Genomic DNA, 16,396 nt, shown 5'->3' with positions numbered 1-16,396 from the left:
CAGAGGGGTAGACGCGCCACCGCCCGCGCGGGCGGGGGCGCCCGGCGGGGGCGAGCGCGAGGGCGAGGAGGCAGAGCGCGAGTACGGGGAGGTCGTCGCCGCCGGTGGCGAGGGTGAGCGCGCAGACGGGCAGGACTGTGGCGGCCTGGACGGCGCGCAGGACGGCGGCGTCGCGGCGGGGTGCGGCCGGGCCGCCGCCGGTGCGCAGCGTGGCGACGAGGGCGACGAGGGTGAGTGCGGTGACCACGGCGAACCAGACGCGCGAGTCGGTCCACCAGGCGTCCACGGCGGCGCGGGGCAGCCCGAACAGTGCCATGCCGGGCTGGTAGGGGGTGTAGCCGAGGAGTTGTTCGCCGGGAGGCAGGGCGGCGATGGTGTCGGGTCCGAGGTAGGGGGTGCCGTGTTCGGCGAGGCGGGCGCCGGCGTGTTCGACGACGATCACCTCCTCCTGGGCGCGGTCGGTGCGTCCGCCGGCGCGTTCGACGCTCTGCGTGACGATCGGCAGGAGCGCGGTGGCGGCCCAGGTTAGGCCGGCGACGGTCCAGCGTGCGGGCAGGCCGGCCAGGGGCGTGCCGGGGTCGCGGCGGCGGGCGAGCAGTTGGGTGGTCGCGGCGAGCGTGGCGAGGGCGTACCCGATGGTGGCGACGGCGCCCCAGGCGCGGTGCGGCGGCAGCGTGGAGGTGGCGGCGGTGATCGCGGCGAAGACGGTGGCGGCGGCGTAGAGGCCCAGGTCGAGGGCGAGGCCGCCGGCGGCGGTGTCGAGTGCCGACCAGCGGCGGGAGACGGGGGTTGCCGGGTCGGCGTGGGCGGTCACGCGGGCCAGTGTGGCAGACCGGCGGGGTGCCCCGGCCGGGTCAGGGTTGCCGGGCGTCGCTGGCGGCGGGGGGTGCCGGGCGGGTGCGGCCGGTGCGGCGGCCGGGGAGGCGGATGACGGCCCCGGTGTCGTGCAGTGCGGGTGCGAGTGCGCCGGTCCGGCCGCCGTGGCCGCGTTGGAGGGCGGCGAGGAGCGCGGCGGCGGGCAGTGGCCGGGCGAACAGGTGGCCCTGCCCGGCGGCGCAGCCGAGTTCCCAGAGCGCGCGGCGTTGCGGTTCGCTCTCCACGCCTTCGGCGACGACGGTGAGGTCGAGGCTGCGGCCGAGGTCGAGGGTGGAGCGGATGACGGCGGCGGCTTCGGGCGCGGTCTCCATGGCGCCGACGAAGCTGCGGTCGATCTTCAGTTCGTGTACGGGGATGCGGGAGAGCAGGGAGAGCGACGAGTATCCGGTGCCGAAGTCGTCGAGCGCGAGCCGGACGCCGGAGTCCCGCAGCCGGCTGAGGACGCGGTCGACGACGTCGAGTTGGCTGAGGGTGAGCGTCTCGGTCAGCTCCAGGACGAGCCGGTCCGGCGGGAGGTCGTGGGCGCGGAGCCGGGCCAGTACGGCGCCGGGGAAGCGGGCGTCGAGCAGGCTGCGCGGGGACACGTTCACCGAGACGGGCAGGTCGAAGCCGGCGGCGCGCCAGGAGCCGGCGGCGATGAGGGCCTGGTCGAGGATGGCCTCGGCGAACGCGGGGAGCAGCCCGGAGCGTTCCACCGCTTCGAGGAAGCGCAGCGGGTCGATGAGCCCGTGGGTGGGGTGGTGCCAGCGGGCGAGTGCCTCGGCGCCGATCACCTCGCCGCTGCCGAGGTCGACGATGGGCTGGAAGTTGACGGTGAACTCGTGGTCGGCGACGGCTCGGGGCAGTTCGCCGCCGAGGGTGAGCCGGCTCAGGTCGGCGGTGTCGCGGGCCGGCGCGTAGGTGGCGACGCGTTGGCCGGCGCGTTTGGCCTGGTACATGGCCACGTCGGCGCGGCGTAGCAGTTCGGCCATGCCGCCGGTGGCGGGGGCGACGGCGATGCCGCCGCTGGCTTCCACGCTGATCCGCATGCCGTCGAGGTCGAGCGGGTCGTGCAGCGCCGCGAGCAGGGCCTCGGCGCGGTGGGCGGCGACGGCGGGGGCGGGCAGGCCGCGCAGGAGCACGGCGAACTCGTCGCCGCCGAGCCGGGCGACCAGGTCGTCGGGGCGGGCCGCGCCGCGGAGGCGGTCGGCGACCTGGATCAGCACCTGGTCGCCGGCGCCGTGCCCGAGGGTGTCGTTGACTTCCTTGAAGTGGTTGAGGTCGATCAGCACCAGGGCGGTGACGCCGTCGGCGTGCCGGCTGGTGAGCTGGGCGCTGCCCTCGTCGAGCAGGTGCCGCCGGTTGGACAGGCCGGTGAGGGCGTCGTGGGTGGCGGCGTAGGCGTGGTCCTCGGCGATGCGGGCGAGTTCGGCGTACGCCTGGGCGTTGCGGACCGCGGTGCAGAGGGCGGAGGCGAAGGTACGCAGGGTGTACTGCTCGCGTTCGGAGAGCTCGACCGGGCCGGCGAACCGCAGCCGCAGCACGCCGACGTCGACCGTCTTGTCGTGGCCTTCGAGGCGGTTGGTGAGGACCGAACCCTCGATCGCGCTCGGCTCGCCGGCCGGGCCGCGGTAGGTGATGGCTCCTCCGACGCCGCGCACCACCAGTGCTTCCTCGCGTAGTTCGATTTCGACCTCGTCGGCGGAGAACAGCTCGGTCGCTTGTGTGACGGCTGTGGTGAGTACTCGATTTAGATCCACTACATTCAATGCGTCGGTCGTTCGGGCCAACCGTTGCCAGGCCTCCCGCTCGGCGCGATTACGAAGTCGGCTGGAGTAGGCGAGATGCAGGCTCAACACGAGCGGCGGCACGACGATCAGAAAGGTCGGGTCGATCCGGAGGATGAGCAGCGTGCACAGGATCACCGAGAAGCGGGCGAGCACAATCGCCAGCCGGAGGTCCAGCTGCTCCCGGAAGTGCTTGCGGATCGGTGTGCCGGTCGCGAAGGCGAGGACCGGGAAGGTGAGCAGTTCGTCGAGGACGACGACGGTCACGTAGGCCAGCACCAGGGCGGGCAGCGAGCGGTCGATGGGGCCTGACCAGGGCCAGGACCAGCCGGCGGCGATGAGGACGACGCCTCCGGCCGCGGCCAGCGTCATCTCCTTGGCGACGCCGAAGACCAGCTTGATCGGGGTGAGGCGACCGATCAGGCGGGTGATCGCGACACCCAGGCCGGTGGCGATGATGACCCATGGCACGGGTGCGACGGCAAGCCCGATCACGGAAGCCGCGTCCGTCCACGAGACGCCGTGAGTGGTGGCGCGAATGCGGATTCGCACATTCACCGTCGCGGCCACGGCTACGAGAAAGGCAATCGTGGCCGCGCGTGTGATGTTCTTCTGGGTGGCCAGGTCGCCGGCGGCGATCAGCCGGATACTGACCAGCGTGGCCAGGCCGGCCACAAACACGACGAGACCGACAAGCAGCAAGAGCCGCCGATCGGTCCCATTGTCGCGTGCGTGGGCGCGAGTCACGTGGTCTGCCTCCACCGCGCTCGTTCGTAGCGGTGCGTGTGCTCGTACTGTACGGCCCGCTCAGGCGCCCCGGAAGTTCGCTTCACAGCCAGTCGTGTCCGCGCATGGCCTCGCCCTTCGTTCGACCCCCAGAACCGGCGATCACCGGCCCATCCGACGTCGAACATGTTATGGCTTTTAGGCCGGGATACATCTATTAGATGTCCATATGCGCATATTGCGCCAATGCACCTGGTTCTTGTTACGCTCGGTCTTTGGCCGGAGACTGAACGCATATTCAGCGCGCGCTTTCAAGTGGGATTATCGAGCCCTCATCACCGGGTGTCTCTAGCCGTTCGGTTTCGTCCTTCCGTAACATCCGCCACGACAACTCACAGAAAAAGCGCCGTTGCTCTCCGGCATCGGAAGTCCTGTGGTGAATCGAGTGCTATCTTCCGTAAGTCTGCATTTCGTATAGTCCACACGGTTGCGAGTAATTTCGATTGGCGCGCGCCGCGCGGGGGGAACAGTTGGTGGATATCCGGCTGCTGGGTGTGCCGGAGGTGTGGCAGGGAGCGGCCCCACTACCGCTCGGCACGCCCAAGCAGCAGACGGCGCTGGCGGTTCTGGTGCTGCACGGCGGCCAGCTGGTCACCGTCGACACGCTCGTCGACGAACTGTGGCCCGACGACCCACCCCGCTCCGCCTTGGCGAACGTGCGGACGTACGTGGGCAACCTTCGGCGGACGTTCGATCGACACCACGGCCCGAACCTGGTTCGGCTCTCCGGCGGCTATCGCCTGGACGTGGACGACGAGCGGGTGGACGTGCGTCGTTTCGAGCACCTGACCGGTGAGGCGGCGTCGGCCTGGTCGGACGGGCGGCACGAACGTGTTGACGAGCTGCTCGGCCAGGGCGAACGTCTGTGGCGCGGTCCTCTGGTGGCCGGCCTGCGGGTGGGGCCGGTTCTGACGGCCCGCCGGGCGGCACTGGAGGAGCAGCGGCTGGCGGCGATCGAGCTTCGTGCCCGGCTCGATGTCGCACTCGGCCGCACCAGAGCGGCCATCGCGCTACTCACCGACCACGTGAACAGCCATTGCTACCGGGAGCAGGCGTATGTGCTGCTGGCCAGTGCGCTGAAGGCGGACGGGGACGCGGGCGGTGCGCTCGCCGTCATCCAACGGGCCGAGTCGATTCTCATCAGGCAACTCGGCGTGGAGCCGGGAACCGAACTGCTCAGTCTGCGGAGGTCGTTACTGGGCCGGACCGCGGGGCACTCGCCGTCCGCCGCCAGGAAGGGCGGTCCTGAGCGGGGAGGCGCGGTCACCTCGAGCGCGCGGCGGGTGCACCCTCGCCACCTTCCGCGGAACACCGCTGATTTCATCGGACGGCGAGAACTCGTCGAACGGATGCTGGCGGAGATCGGAGCGTCGGGTGAAGAAGCACCGACCGTACGTGTGATCGACGGCATGGCGGGCAGCGGCAAGACCCTCTTCGCGCTTCACCTGGCGCACCTACTCCGCGACCGGTACCCGGACGGGCAACTCTTCATCGATCTGCGGGGGCACACCGAGGGAGCGCCGGTCGAGCCGGGCGATGCCCTCACTGTGCTGCTTCGCCAACTGGAGGTACCGGCCGGCCGGATCCCCAGTGATCACGAGGAACGGGCCGAGTTGTGGCAGCGCGAGCTGCGGGGTCGCCGCGTCGTCCTCGTGCTGGACAACGCGGCCGACGGGCAGCAGGTGCGGCCGCTCCTGCCCGTCGGTTCAGGGTCGGCGGTGCTGGTGACCAGTCGTCGGCGGCTGTCGGTGAGCGACATCGGTCCGCCCGTCTCGCTTCCCGTGATGACCCCCGACGAGGCGGTGGAACTCCTGGCACGCACCGCCGGTACGGAGCGGATCAGCAAGGAACCGGATGCCGCGACGGAGGTGGCTCGCCGCTGCGGCCATCTGCCGCTGGCCGTCCGGCTGGCCGGCGGATGGCTGGCCCACCGGCCGGCCTGGCGAGTCGCCGACCTGGCTCGACGGCTGGAGGCCGGCGGCACCGTGCTGCGGCGGTTGGCGGTGGAGCAGCAGACCGTCGCCGGCGCCTTCTCGGCCTCCTACGAGCACCTGAGCGAACCCGTGAAATGGTTGTTCCGGCTGATCGGCCTGCACCCGGGCGACTCCTTCGACGCGCGCATGGCCGCCGCTCTCGCCGCTCTCCCGCTCGACCGGACGGAACGGATGCTGGACGACCTCCTCGACCAGCACCTGATCGAGGAGGTCACTCCGGGGCGCTACCGGATGCACGATCTGATGCGTCAGTACTCGGCCGAACTCTTCCGTGAGTCGACGGATCCCGCGCAGCGCCGCCAGGCGGGCAATCGCCTGCTCGACCACGTCCTGCACCAGGTGGCGGTCCGGGCAAGCTCCCTGGACCAGCAGGTACTGACCACCCACCTGCGCCTCGGGGCGCCGCTCCGCGCCGACCTGATCAATGAGAGCGACAAATCGGACATCGAATGGTTGGAGCAGGAGCGGCTCAACCTCATCGCGCTGATCAGATTCGCCCTCCGGGAAGAGGGGCACTCGGAATACGCCTGGCGCCTGGCACGGGCCATGTGGCGGTTCTGCTACATGCGGGGGTACTTCGGTGACATCGTCGCCACCCACCAGACGGGCCTCACCGCTGCCGAGCGCAGCGGTGACCGTGCGGCACAGGCTGTCATGCACAACTACCTGGCATCCGCGTACACCCGGACCGGCAGCTACCTGGACTCGCTGCGTCACCTCGAGGTGGCGGTGTCCATCTCCCGCGACCTGCACGACCGGCGCAACGAGCACCGTTACCGGGCGAACCTCGTGGTCGTCCACTGGCTCACGGGAAGCTCCGAGCGGTCGGTGAGTCTGGGACGGCAGTTGCTCCGGGAGGACACGCGGGGCGCGGTCGACCCGATCGTGGCCCTGCCCAACCTCGGGTACGCGCTGATCGCCGTCGGGCGGTATCCCGAAGCGCTCCGCGCCCATCGGCAGCACCTCTTCCTGGCTCGGTGCCAGGGCAACTGGTTTCACATGTCCAACGCGCTCGGCCACATCGCCTCGGTGGAGAACCGCCTCGGAAACCACCGCAAGGCGGCCCGTCTGATCGTGGCATCACTCCGGCTGCGCGAGCAGAACGGGCACCGGTTCGGTGAGGCGGAGGCTCGCAACGAACTCGGTATCGCGTACCGGCATCTGGGCCGGCTCGCAGAGGCGCGAAGCCAGCACGAACTGGCTCTCGACCTGGCGAGGGACTCGAGTGACCGGCATGTGCAGGCGGCGGCGTCGAACGACCTCGGCCTGACACTGGCCGCGGCCGGACACGTCGACCAGGCCGTCTCCGCGCACCGTGAAGCCCTCGGCCTGGCCAGCCGCATCGCGCATCCCTACGAGCAGGGACGCGCCCTGAGTGCCCTGGCCGGTCATCTGGCCGGAACGGACGCCGCCGAAGCGGACCGCTACCGGCAGCGCGCGTTGGCGATCTTCGAGCGGATGGGTGCGCCCGAGCGCCACGAACTCCGCCGACAGCTCGCCGAGACCCCGGCCTGAACGGGCTTATCGATTTCTTATCGCGGCGTTCGTTAGCGTCCCGGGCATCGGCCACGGGGAGGGTTCACCGCCAGCGGACCCGGTCGAACGAGGCCACCACCGTCAGTTCCCCCCAGCGAATCGGCGGTGGGCAGGTGAGGGAGGGGCGTCGTGCACGCGCACCCGACACGACGCTCCTCCCCGCCGCCGGCCGGAGCACCCGCGGCGTCGTACCCGGCGGATAGGGTCGGGCCGTGACCGAACCCGCGCAGCTCACCCACGTCGACCCGGCCGGTGCGGCCCGGATGGTCGACGTCTCCGCCAAGCCGGTCTCGGGCCGGCTCGCGGTCGCCGCCGGCCGCCTCCGCACCACCGCCGAGGTGGTGGAGTTGCTGCGCCGCGACGGCCTGCCCAAGGGCGACGCGCTCGCCGTCGGCCGGCTCGCCGGCATCATGGGCGCCAAGCGCACCCCTGACCTGATCCCGCTCTGCCACCCGATCGCGCTGCACGGCGTCACAGTCGACCTCGACCTCACCGCCGACACGGTGGAGATCACCGCCACTGCGAAGACCGCCGACCGCACGGGCGTCGAGATGGAGGCGCTGACCGCGGTGGCGGTCGCCGGGCTGGCGCTGGTCGACATGGTGAAGGCGGTCGACCCGGCCGCGTCGGTGGACGCCGTCCGGGTGCTCCGCAAGGAGGGCGGCAAGACCGGCGAGTGGGTCCGGCCGGAGGACCGGCCGTGATCCGGGCCCGGGTGATCGTGGCCTCGAACCGGGCCGCCGCCGGGGTCTACGAGGACACCAGCGGCCCGCTGCTCGTGACCGGGCTGCGGGAGCTGGGGTGCGAGGTCGACGCGCCGGTGGTGGTGCCGGACGGCGAACCGGTCGGCGACGCCCTGCGCGCGGCCCGCGCCGACGGCGTCGACGTGGTGCTGACCAGCGGCGGCACCGGCATCACCCCGACCGACCGCACACCCGACGTGACCCGTGCGCTGCTCGACTACGAGATCCCCGGCATCGCCGAGGCGATCCGCGCGCACAGCCGCGACACAGTGCCGACGGCGGCGCTGTCCCGGGGCCTGGCCGGGGTGGCCGGCCGGACGCTCGTGGTCAACCTGCCCGGTTCACGCGGCGGCGCCCGGGACGGACTGGCGGTGCTCGGGCCGATCCTGCGGCACGCCGTCGACCAGCTTCGCGGCGGCGACCACTGAACCCGCGAGGCACGTGCCCCGGCGTTAGGCTCGCCGGATGAGCACGGAAACCGAAGCCGCCGCGGCCGAGGCGGGCACGCCACCACCGGCCGGGTGGGAGGAGGCCCGCTCCCGGGTGTACGCGGTGGGCCTGTCCGCCGCGCTCCCCGCGGTCGCCCGGCCGCTGGCCGAGGCCGACGGGCACACCCTGGCCGAGCCGCTGACCACGCGTACCGACCTGCCAGCGTTCCCCACCTCCAGCGTGGACGGCTGGGCGGTGCGCGGCGCGGGGCCGTGGCGCGTCGCCGGGCGGGTGCTCGCCGGGCAGACCGCACCCCCGCTGGAGGCCGACGGCAGCACCGTCGAGATCGCCACCGGCGCGATGGTCCCCGAGGGCACGACGGCGATCCTGCGGATCGAAGAGTCGGCGCGGACGGCGGACGGCCTGGTGGCCGGCACGCCTCGCCCGGCGCCGGAGTGGCGAGAGCCGGGCGAGGAGGCGTCCCTCGGGGAGGAGTTGCTGCCCGCCGGCACGCCGGTGGACCCGGCGGTGATCGGCCTGGCCGCCTCCTGCGGGCACGACACGCTGCGGGTCCGCCGCCCACCCCGGGCCGCGCTGCTGGTCTTCGGCGACGAGTTGCTCACCTCGGGTCCGCCCGGCGCGGGCCGGGTCCGTGACGCGCTCGGCCCGTCGGTGCCGGCCTGGCTGCGCCGCTACGGCTGCCAGGTGCGCGCCGCCGACGTGGTCGGCCCGGTCGCCGACACGCTGCCCGCGCACGTGGCGGCGCTGCGGGGCGCGCTCGCCAACGCCGACCTGGTCTGCACGACCGGTGGCACCATGCACGGCCCGGTCGACCACCTGCACCCGACGCTGGAGGCGCTCGGCGCCGACTACGTGGTGAACACCGTGGCGGTGCGTCCGGGCTTCCCGATGCTGCTGGCCCGGCTGGTGGACGGCGACGGGCGGGTGCGGTTCGTGGCCGGTCTGCCCGGCAACCCGCAGTCGGCGGTGGTGGCGCTGGTGTCGCTCGTCGCGCCCCTGCTCGCCGGTCTCACCGGCCGGCAGATGCCGGTGCTGCCGCACGTGACGCTGGCCGAGCCGATTCCCGGGCGCGGCGACTACACCCATCTGGCGCTGGCCCGCTGGGACCGCGTCGCCGGCACCGCGTACCCGGTGCGGCATGTCGGCTCGGCGATGCTGCGCGGGCTGGCCGGCGCGGACGGGTTCGCGGTGATCCGGCCCGGCACGAGCGGCGCGGCCGGCGACCGGGTGCCGCTCGTGCCGCTGCCGCTGACCCCCGGGGAGCGGTTCGGGTGAGCGCGACGAACGAACCGACGGGAGACGTCGTGACAGTGGAAGCAGGCGCGGTGCTCGGCGCGGTGACCGACCGGCCGCTCGACCTGGCCGAACACGAGGCGGCGGTCGCCGACCGCCGGGCCGGCGCGGTGGTGTCCTTCCAGGGCGTGGTCCGCGACCACGACCACGGGCGGGCGGTCACCCGGCTGGAGTACGAGGGCCACCCCACCGCCGAGGCGGTGCTGCGCGAGGTGGCGGCCGAGATCGCGGCCGACCCGCAGGTGTACGCGGTGGCGGTGTCGCACCGGATCGGCCCGCTGGAGATCGGGGACGTGGCGCTGGTGGCGGCGGTCAGCACGGCGCACCGCGCGGCCGCGTTCGCCGCCTGTGCCCGGCTGGTCGACGAGGTGAAGGCGCGGCTGCCGATCTGGAAGCGGCAGGTCTTCGACGACGGCACCGAGGAGTGGGTGAACTGCCCCTGAACCGGCTGGCTCAGCGTCGGCCGGCGAGCGCGGCGGTGCGGCCCAGCCGCTCGTGGTAGAACGCCGGCTCGGCGCCGGGACGCCACGGCAGCGCCGCGACGAGCACGATCAGCGCGATGGCCAGGGAGTTCTCCATCAGCGCGCCGAACAGGCCGTCCTGGTAGTGGGACACCTCGGGGAGTTGGTGCTCGTACGGCCAGATCGGTGAGATCAGGAACAGCAGGTAGAGCCCGAGCGCCCCGACGCCGTGGCGCAGGCCGGTCAACGTCGGGTACCAGATCGGTGGGCGCAGTGCCGGCACACCGTTTGCCGAGGGGCCGCCGGTGCCGCGCAGCGGCAGGCCGCGGCTGGCTTCGCGGCGGCGTACCGCGGCGTCGGCCAGCACGATGATCGCCGGGATGACCCAGATCAGGTGGTGCGACCAGGAGATCGGGCTGATCACGTTGGCGGTGAGCCCGACCAGCGTGAACGCGGTCAGCTCGTCGCCGTCGGCGCGGGCGCTCATCGCCCGGGACAGGCCCAGCGCCAGGATCAGCACCGAGAACGCCAGCCAGAGCAGGCCGGGCGTCTCGATCGAGTCGTAGAGCCGCGCCAGCAGACCGGCGAGGGACTGGTTGGCGGTCATGTCCGCCGCGCCGACCCGCTCGGTCTGCCAGAGCACGCCGGTGAAGTACGCGCGGGACTCCTCACCGAGCACACCGAACGTCGCGATGGTCACGCCGATCGTGGTGCCCACAGCGGTGAGCGCGGCCCGCCACTGCCGGGTGAGCATCAGGTACGCCACGAACAGCGCCGGGGTGAGCTTGACCGCTGTGGCGAGCCCGATGCCGACACCGGCCCAGGCACCGCTGTAGACGAACCGGGCCAGCGGCGAGTCGGCCGTCTCGTAGTGGGTGCCCCGCTTGGCCCGCCAGCGCAGGCCCACCATGTCCGCCATGATCAGCGCGAACAGCAGCAGGTTCACCTGCCCGTAGCCGAGCGTCTCCCGGGACGGCTCGATGGCCACGGCGAGCGGGGTGGCGATGCCGACGGTGAACCAGAGCGGCCAGCCGAGGCGGTCCACGATGGGGCGTAGCAGCGCGGCGAGGACGACGGCGAGCGCGCCGATGCTGGCGAGCGCGTTGACGAAACCGGCGCCGTCCACCGGCAGCCACGTCATCGGCAGCATGACCAGCGCGGCGAACGGCGGGTAGGTGAAGCCCAGCGTGGTCGACGGTGCGACGAAGTCGTACAGCTCGTTGCCGCCGGCCCACCACAGCACCGCGCCGTGGTAGATCTTCATGTCGAAGAAGTTGTACGGCCGTCCGAAGGCGCCGATGGCGAGCCACGCGGCGTACGACACGGCGGCCACGACACCGAGACGCATGATGATCCGGCGGTCGACGCGGGAGATCGGGGCGAGGCGGTTGGTCCGTCTACCGACTGTCGCCGGCATGGCGTGGCCACCCCCGTACCAAGATCGTCGTACCCGTCCAGGTCCAGAACGGAGCCTAGAACGGCGCCTCACGTTGCTGCCTCCCGCGTTACGCGACCGTGTCCGATCCCACACGTGTTTTTGACATTTCCACCGCGTTAACGGGTCTCGGACGGTTCAGGTGATTGGTGGCCTTGCGGGGGGTGGTGGCCGTACGAAAACGCTTGTCAGCCGGGCATGCGGCGGGCGGCCGCCGCGGAGCGTACGGCGATCTTCGCCTCGCGACGAGCGGTGCGGACCGCGCGCTCGACCGACCGGCGTGAGTGGTCGATGCGGTGGCCGGCGCGCCAGCGCAGGCCCGGCTTGCCCTCGGTGTCGGCGGCGGCGAGGAGGAGGCCACCGAGCAGGCCGAGGTTCTTCAGGAAGTGGACCTGGTTGTTGTTGCGCGCGGCCGGGTCCTCGTTGTTCCAGAAGGCGTGGCCGGCGGCGGTGGTCGGGATCAGGGAGCCGGCGAGCACCAGCGCGGCCGGGCGGGTGAACCGGCCGGTGGCGAGCATCAGGCCGCCGACGAGCTGGGTGGCGGCGTTGGCCCGGATCAGCGAGACCGTGTCGGTGGGGATGCGGGGGTGCACGTTCCGGATAAGCGGGGCGACCTTCCCGGTGACCGGTTCCGCGGCCTGCACCAGGCGTTCCGGGTTGCGCAGGTTACGGGCGCCGCTGACCACGAAGATGCCGCTCAACATGACTCGGGCGAGGGAGCGCACGGGCTTCATGGCTCAGTCTTACCCCGTCGGAGGCGTCGTCATCCCCGCAACACACGAAAGGTATCGGCCGACGTGGACGTCCGAACGGTATCGATTTCAGCGACCGTCGCGGATGGACCGGTCGCGTTCGGTAAGGTCGCGCGGGTGACGACGCTGCGACTGCGCCCGGAGGGCCCCGCCGACGAGGCGCCGGTGGCCCGGGTGCTGGCCGCCGCCTTCGCCCGCCCCGACGTGGCCACCCCACCGGAGGTCGGCCTGGTCGAGGAACTGCGGCACAGCCCGGCGTGGATTCCGGAGCTGGCCATGGTCGCCGAGTACGGCGGCGAGGTGGTGGCGTACGCGCTGCTCACACGCGTCGGCGTGCGCACCGAGCGCGGCACCTGGCCGGCGCTGGCCCTGGGTCCGGTGGCGGTGGCGCGGCACCGGCAGCGGCTGGGGCACGGCACGGCGGCGGTGCAGGCGGCGCTGGACGCCGCGACGGAACTGGGCGAGCGGCTGGTGGTGGTGCTGGGCGACCCGGCCTACTACCGGCGGTTCGGGTTCGGCAGGGCGGACCGGCTGGGCCTGACCAGTCCCTGGTCCGGGCTGGGGGAGCCGTGGCAGGCGCTGGTGCTGCCGCCGTCGGCGAGCGGCGAGCCGTCACCGCCGGCCGGCGAGGTGGTCTTCCCGCCACCGTGGTCGCGGGTCTGAGGCCGTTTCACGAGCAGCGGTCAGGCGGGCTGGGTACGCAGGTAGCGGCCGAAGTGCGGCACGGTGAACGCCACCGTTCCCCGCTCGCCGGAGTAGATCAGCCCCTTTTTGATCAGCGCGTCGCGCGCCGGGGAGAGGCTGGCCGGCTTGCGGCCGAGCGCGCGGGCGATCTCTGCGGTCGGCACCGCCGCGTCCATGTCGTCCCGGCCGCCCTCCTCACCGTCCACCAGCGCGAGCGTGGCCATCGCGCGCATGTACTCGCGTTCGGCGGGCGTGGCCCGCTCGAACCGGGAGCCGAAGAACCCCACCGCCAGTTCGGCCTCCGCCTCGGGCGCGGCGACCCGGACGTCCGCCGCGGTGATCGGGGAGCGGGGCGCGTGGTCCCAGGTGGCCTTGCCGTACGCCTGGACGAAGTAGGGATAGCCACCGGACTTCTCGTAGAGCAGGTCGAGCGCCTTCTGCTCGTACTCGACCTCCTCGCGCTCGGCCGGCGCGCAGAGCGCCTGGTCGGCGGCGATCCGGTCGAGCCGGTCGATGCGCTGGTAGCGGTAGAGCCGCTCGGAGTACGACTTGGCGGCGCTGAGCACGGCCGGCAGGTGCGGCAGGCCCGCACCCACGACGATGAGCGGCGCGCCGAGCTGGGAAAGCTCGTGGCAGGCGGCGCAGAGCGCGGAGACGTCCTCGGCGCCGACGTCCTGCATCTCGTCGATGAAGATCGCGATGCCGGTGCCGACGTCGGTGGCGACCGCCGCCGCGTCGCTGAGCAGCTCGACCAGGTCGATCTCGATGTCGCCGGAGTCGGCGCGCCCGCTGCTCGCCGGTACGTCGATGCCGGGCTGCCAGCGGTCGCGCAGCTTGGGTGCCACCCCGCCCCGCCCGGTGGGGGTGGAGCGTTGCGCGAACGCCTTGAGGACGCCGAGGAACGCGTCGATCCGGTCCGGTGCGCGGTGCCGGGGTGCCAGTTCGCGGACCGCCATGTGCAGCGCGGCGGCGATCGGGCGGCGCAGCGACTGGTCCGGCCGGGCCTCGATCTTGCCGGTGCCCCAGAGGTGGTTGATCGCCTCGGAACGCAGCGTGTTGAGCAGGACCGTCTTGCCGACTCCCCGCAGGCCTGTGAGCATCAGGCTGCGTTCGGGGCGACCGCGGGCGATCCGTTCCAGCACCACGTCGAAGACGTCCAGTTCCCGCCCCCGCCCGGCGAGTTCGGGCGGGCGCTGGCCGGCGCCCGGAGCGTACGGGTTGCGGACCGGATCCACGAATCGCACAGTATCGGGTTCTCTAGCGACCAGGCTAGATGCGCGTAGAGGCAGCTACCGCGTGTCGGCCTCGATACAAAACTAGGGCTGTCTAGCATCCACGCTAGACAGCCCTAGTTTTGGTTACCGACAGGCGGACAGGGTCAGCGGCGCTTCAGGCAGAGCACGAAGTCGAGCGTGTCCAGCTCGCTGTCGAAGAAGTACCAGTCGGTGTAACCGGCCACCTTCCCGCACTTCGCCTCCGCGTCCTTCTTGCCGCTCGTCGCACCGTCGATGCGGCGCAGCACCTCGTACGTCTTCGGGGCGCAGTCGGCGATCACCAGCTTCGGCTGGCCGCCGCCACCCTCGTTCGCCACGCACTGGCCCGCCTTGACGAACCGCGGATCGGTCGAGGAGGCCGGGGCCGCCGTAGTGGGCGTCGCGTCGGCCGGTTCGCTCGGCGGCACGGCGTCGCCGGTCGGATCCGCGGCCGGCGGGGTGGCGGCTGTCGTACCGCCGGTCGGGGTCTGCTCGTCCCGGCCCAGCATCCAGTACGCCCCGGCGCCGCCCAGCAGCAGTACGGCCAGCACGATCACCACCACCAGCAGCGGACCCTTCCCGCGCTTCGGCGGCGTCGGCTCGGCGTACGGGGGCTGACCGGCCCCGTACTGCGACCCGGAATAGGGGTCACCCGGATGGCCCTGCTGCGGGGACCAGGCCGGGCCCGGCTCGAAGCGCTGCGTCGGTGGCCCGTACTGATCGGCCGGCGGGCCGTACTGCTGGGTGGGCGGGCCGTACTGGTCGGGCGGGCCGTACTGGTCGGCGGGCGGGCCGTACGGCTGCGCGCCCGGAGGGCCGTACCGCGGATCCGGCTGCGCGGCGTAACGCGGGTCGCCCTGCGGGGCGTAGCGGGGATCGGGCTGCGGGGCGTAGCCGTCGTCGGGCCGTCCCCAGGGGTCGGGAGAGCCGCCACCCGGTGGACCGAAGTTCGACATGAACGCCTCCTGCGTACGCCAGTGCTGAGAGGCCGGCCACCAACTGGGGACGCCGACGCCGTGGCCACCGTAGCGTGGACAGACGATGAGCTCACGCCCCACGAGTGCGACGAACGTCGTCGATTCCGCGACGCCGCCGGCCCGCACCGCGCTGATCTGGACCGCACTCGTGCTGGTCTACCTGCTCTGGGGCTCGACCTACCTGGGCATCCGGGTAGCCGTCGAGTCCCTGCCGCCCCTGATCTCCGCGGCTATGCGGTTCTCCGGCGCCGCCGTGGTGCTCGCCGTGGTGCTGCGCCTGCGGCGCGGGCCCGGCGCGTTGCGGGTGCCTCCGCGCCGGCTCGGTTCCGCCGCGCTGATCGGCGTGCTGCTGCTCGCCGGCGGAAACGGGCTGGTGGTCCTCGCCGAGTCGGGTCCGGCCGGCGCCGCGGTTCCCTCGGGCGTGGCCGCGCTGCTGGTGGCCACCGTGCCGCTGCTGGTGGTGATGCTGCGGACCGTGGGCGGGGACCGGCCGCGACCGTGGACGTTCCTCGGGGTGGCGCTCGGGTTCGCCGGCCTCGTCGTGCTGGTGCTGCCCCGCGACGGGGTGGACGGCGTGCCGGTGGCCGGCGCGCTGACGGTGGTCGGGGCCGCCACGAGCTGGTCGGTCGGCTCGTACCTGTCCGGGAAGATCCTGATGCCCGCCGACCCGTTCGTGGCCACCGTCTACGAGATGGTCGCCGGCGCGGCGGTGCTCGCGCTCGTCGGCGTGGCCCGGGGTGAGCTGCGCGGCTTCTCCTTCGCGGACGTGACCGGACGGTCCTGGGCGGCGATGGCCTACCTGATGGTGGCCGGTTCGCTCGTCGCCTTCACCGCGTACGTCTGGCTGCTCGCCCACGCGCCGATCTCCCTGGTCTCCACGTACGCGTACGTGAACCCGGTGGTCGCGGTGGCACTCGGCGCGTTGTTCGTCGCCGAACCGATCACCTCGCAGGTGCTGATGGGCGGCGCGGTCATCGTGGTCGGCGTCGCGGTGGTGGTGAGCACCGAGCGTCCCCGCCGGTCCCCGCCACCAGCCGTCGACGGGACGGCCGGGGAGTCGGCCGGGCGGTAGCGTCCCGGCCCGTGTCGGCGCTGCTGGTGACGGGGATCGCGCTGCTCGGTGCGGCGGCCGGGTGGGCGGCGGTGCCGGTCAGCCGGTCGCTCGTCACGGTGCCCCCTGGCGGCGCTCCGGGCCGGAGCACGCTCGCCCTGGTCGGCGTCGTGGTGTTCGGCGGGCTCGCCGCCACCAGGGGCGATGACCCGGCACTGCCCGCGCTGCTGCTGGTCGCCGCCGCCGGGCTGGTCCTCGCGGTCACCGACCTGACCGCGCTGCGGCTGCCCGACCCGCTCGTCGGCGTGGTCGCGCTCGGCGGCGGGCTCGGCCTGACCG

Annotated in this window: 13 protein-coding genes and 1 pseudogene; 8 read left to right on the top strand and 6 right to left on the bottom strand. The window is 72.7% G+C overall.

Annotated features, from left to right (window positions below):
* Together AC2CHG_RS22755 and AC2CHG_RS22750 are read right to left on the bottom strand one after the other, a co-directional pair.
* Positions 1-814, bottom strand: an 814-nt coding sequence (locus tag AC2CHG_RS22755) for a glycosyltransferase 87 family protein (protein ID WP_484525523.1), incomplete at its 3' end; no start/stop codon positions are given.
* A gap of 40 nt (positions 815-854) precedes the next feature.
* Complete coding sequence (locus AC2CHG_RS22750; protein WP_357211425.1) at positions 855-3,389, bottom strand: putative bifunctional diguanylate cyclase/phosphodiesterase; 2,535 nt, start codon at positions 3,387-3,389, stop codon at positions 855-857.
* Between the two features lie 512 nt (positions 3,390-3,901).
* On the opposite strand from AC2CHG_RS22750, the gene AC2CHG_RS22745 reads away from it, so the two are divergent.
* The 5 genes from AC2CHG_RS22745 (at position 3,902) to AC2CHG_RS22725 (ending at position 9,887) form a co-directional block, all read left to right on the top strand.
* Positions 3,902-6,937 (top strand): AfsR/SARP family transcriptional regulator, encoded by a 3,036-nt coding sequence (locus AC2CHG_RS22745; RefSeq protein ID WP_484525522.1) that lies wholly within the window; start codon positions 3,902-3,904, stop codon positions 6,935-6,937.
* A gap of 233 nt (positions 6,938-7,170) precedes the next feature.
* Positions 7,171-7,662: a cyclic pyranopterin monophosphate synthase MoaC gene (gene moaC, locus AC2CHG_RS22740; protein WP_013289345.1), complete on the top strand. Its 492-nt coding sequence runs from the start codon at positions 7,171-7,173 to the stop codon at positions 7,660-7,662.
* Complete coding sequence (locus tag AC2CHG_RS22735) at positions 7,659-8,129, top strand: MogA/MoaB family molybdenum cofactor biosynthesis protein (RefSeq protein ID WP_262012937.1); 471 nt, start codon at positions 7,659-7,661, stop codon at positions 8,127-8,129. Before moaC ends, AC2CHG_RS22735 begins: the two co-directional genes overlap by 4 nt.
* A 37-nt stretch (positions 8,130-8,166) precedes the next feature.
* A complete protein-coding gene (locus tag AC2CHG_RS22730) occupies positions 8,167-9,426 on the top strand; it encodes a molybdopterin molybdotransferase MoeA (RefSeq protein WP_484525521.1) in 1,260 nt (419 codons plus the stop codon).
* Positions 9,427-9,461: 35 nt separating this feature from the next.
* Positions 9,462-9,887: a molybdenum cofactor biosynthesis protein MoaE gene (locus tag AC2CHG_RS22725; protein ID WP_484525524.1), complete on the top strand. Its 426-nt coding sequence runs from the start codon at positions 9,462-9,464 to the stop codon at positions 9,885-9,887.
* Positions 9,888-9,897: 10 nt separating this feature from the next.
* Here the strand turns inward: AC2CHG_RS22725 and AC2CHG_RS22720 are convergent, their stop codons facing one another.
* A complete protein-coding gene (locus AC2CHG_RS22720) occupies positions 9,898-11,322 on the bottom strand; it encodes a glycosyltransferase 87 family protein (RefSeq protein ID WP_355508485.1) in 1,425 nt (474 codons plus the stop codon).
* A 206-nt stretch (positions 11,323-11,528) separates the two neighbouring features.
* On the bottom strand, positions 11,529-12,074 hold the full coding sequence (locus tag AC2CHG_RS22715; RefSeq protein ID WP_484525520.1) for a DoxX family protein: 546 nt from the start codon (positions 12,072-12,074) through the stop codon (positions 11,529-11,531).
* Positions 12,075-12,209: 135 nt separating this feature from the next.
* Between AC2CHG_RS22715 and AC2CHG_RS22710 the strand changes: the two genes are divergently transcribed.
* Entirely contained in the window at positions 12,210-12,755 is a 546-nt protein-coding gene (locus AC2CHG_RS22710) for a GNAT family N-acetyltransferase (RefSeq protein ID WP_366622667.1), read from the top strand.
* A 20-nt stretch (positions 12,756-12,775) separates the two neighbouring features.
* Here AC2CHG_RS22710 and AC2CHG_RS22705 read toward each other — a convergent pair whose 3' ends face one another.
* Together AC2CHG_RS22705 and AC2CHG_RS22700 are read right to left on the bottom strand one after the other, a co-directional pair.
* Entirely contained in the window at positions 12,776-14,011 is a 1,236-nt protein-coding gene (locus AC2CHG_RS22705; protein WP_366622665.1) for an AAA family ATPase, read from the bottom strand.
* A gap of 143 nt (positions 14,012-14,154) precedes the next feature.
* Complete coding sequence (locus tag AC2CHG_RS22700; RefSeq protein ID WP_484525519.1) at positions 14,155-14,985, bottom strand: LppU/SCO3897 family protein; 831 nt, start codon at positions 14,983-14,985, stop codon at positions 14,155-14,157.
* A gap of 85 nt (positions 14,986-15,070) precedes the next feature.
* Here AC2CHG_RS22700 and AC2CHG_RS22695 point away from each other — a divergent pair, with 85 nt between their 5' ends.
* Positions 15,071-16,078 (top strand): EamA family transporter, encoded by a 1,008-nt coding sequence (locus AC2CHG_RS22695; protein ID WP_484525518.1) that lies wholly within the window; start codon positions 15,071-15,073, stop codon positions 16,076-16,078.
* Between the two features lie 11 nt (positions 16,079-16,089).
* A pseudogene (locus AC2CHG_RS22690) lies at positions 16,090-16,396 on the top strand (prepilin peptidase); the annotation flags it as partial.

This window comes from Micromonospora sp. ATLC20, assembly GCF_057196585.1.
Note: the sequence above shows the minus strand (reverse complement) of the source record. Positions and strands in the feature narration are given on the sequence as shown.

Excerpts from the sequence above, each read along its gene's own strand:
- AC2CHG_RS22715 (WP_484525520.1), bottom strand. The coding sequence starts at position 12,074 with ATGAAGCCCGTGCGCTCCCTCGCCCGAGTCATGTTGAGCGGCATCTTC.
- AC2CHG_RS22700 (WP_484525519.1), bottom strand. The coding sequence starts at position 14,985 with ATGTCGAACTTCGGTCCACCGGGTGGCGGCTCTCCCGACCCCTGGGGA.
- AC2CHG_RS22720 (WP_355508485.1), bottom strand. The coding sequence starts at position 11,322 with ATGCCGGCGACAGTCGGTAGACGGACCAACCGCCTCGCCCCGATCTCC.
- AC2CHG_RS22730 (WP_484525521.1), top strand. The coding sequence starts at position 8,167 with ATGAGCACGGAAACCGAAGCCGCCGCGGCCGAGGCGGGCACGCCACCA.
- AC2CHG_RS22695 (WP_484525518.1), top strand. The coding sequence starts at position 15,071 with ATGAGCTCACGCCCCACGAGTGCGACGAACGTCGTCGATTCCGCGACG.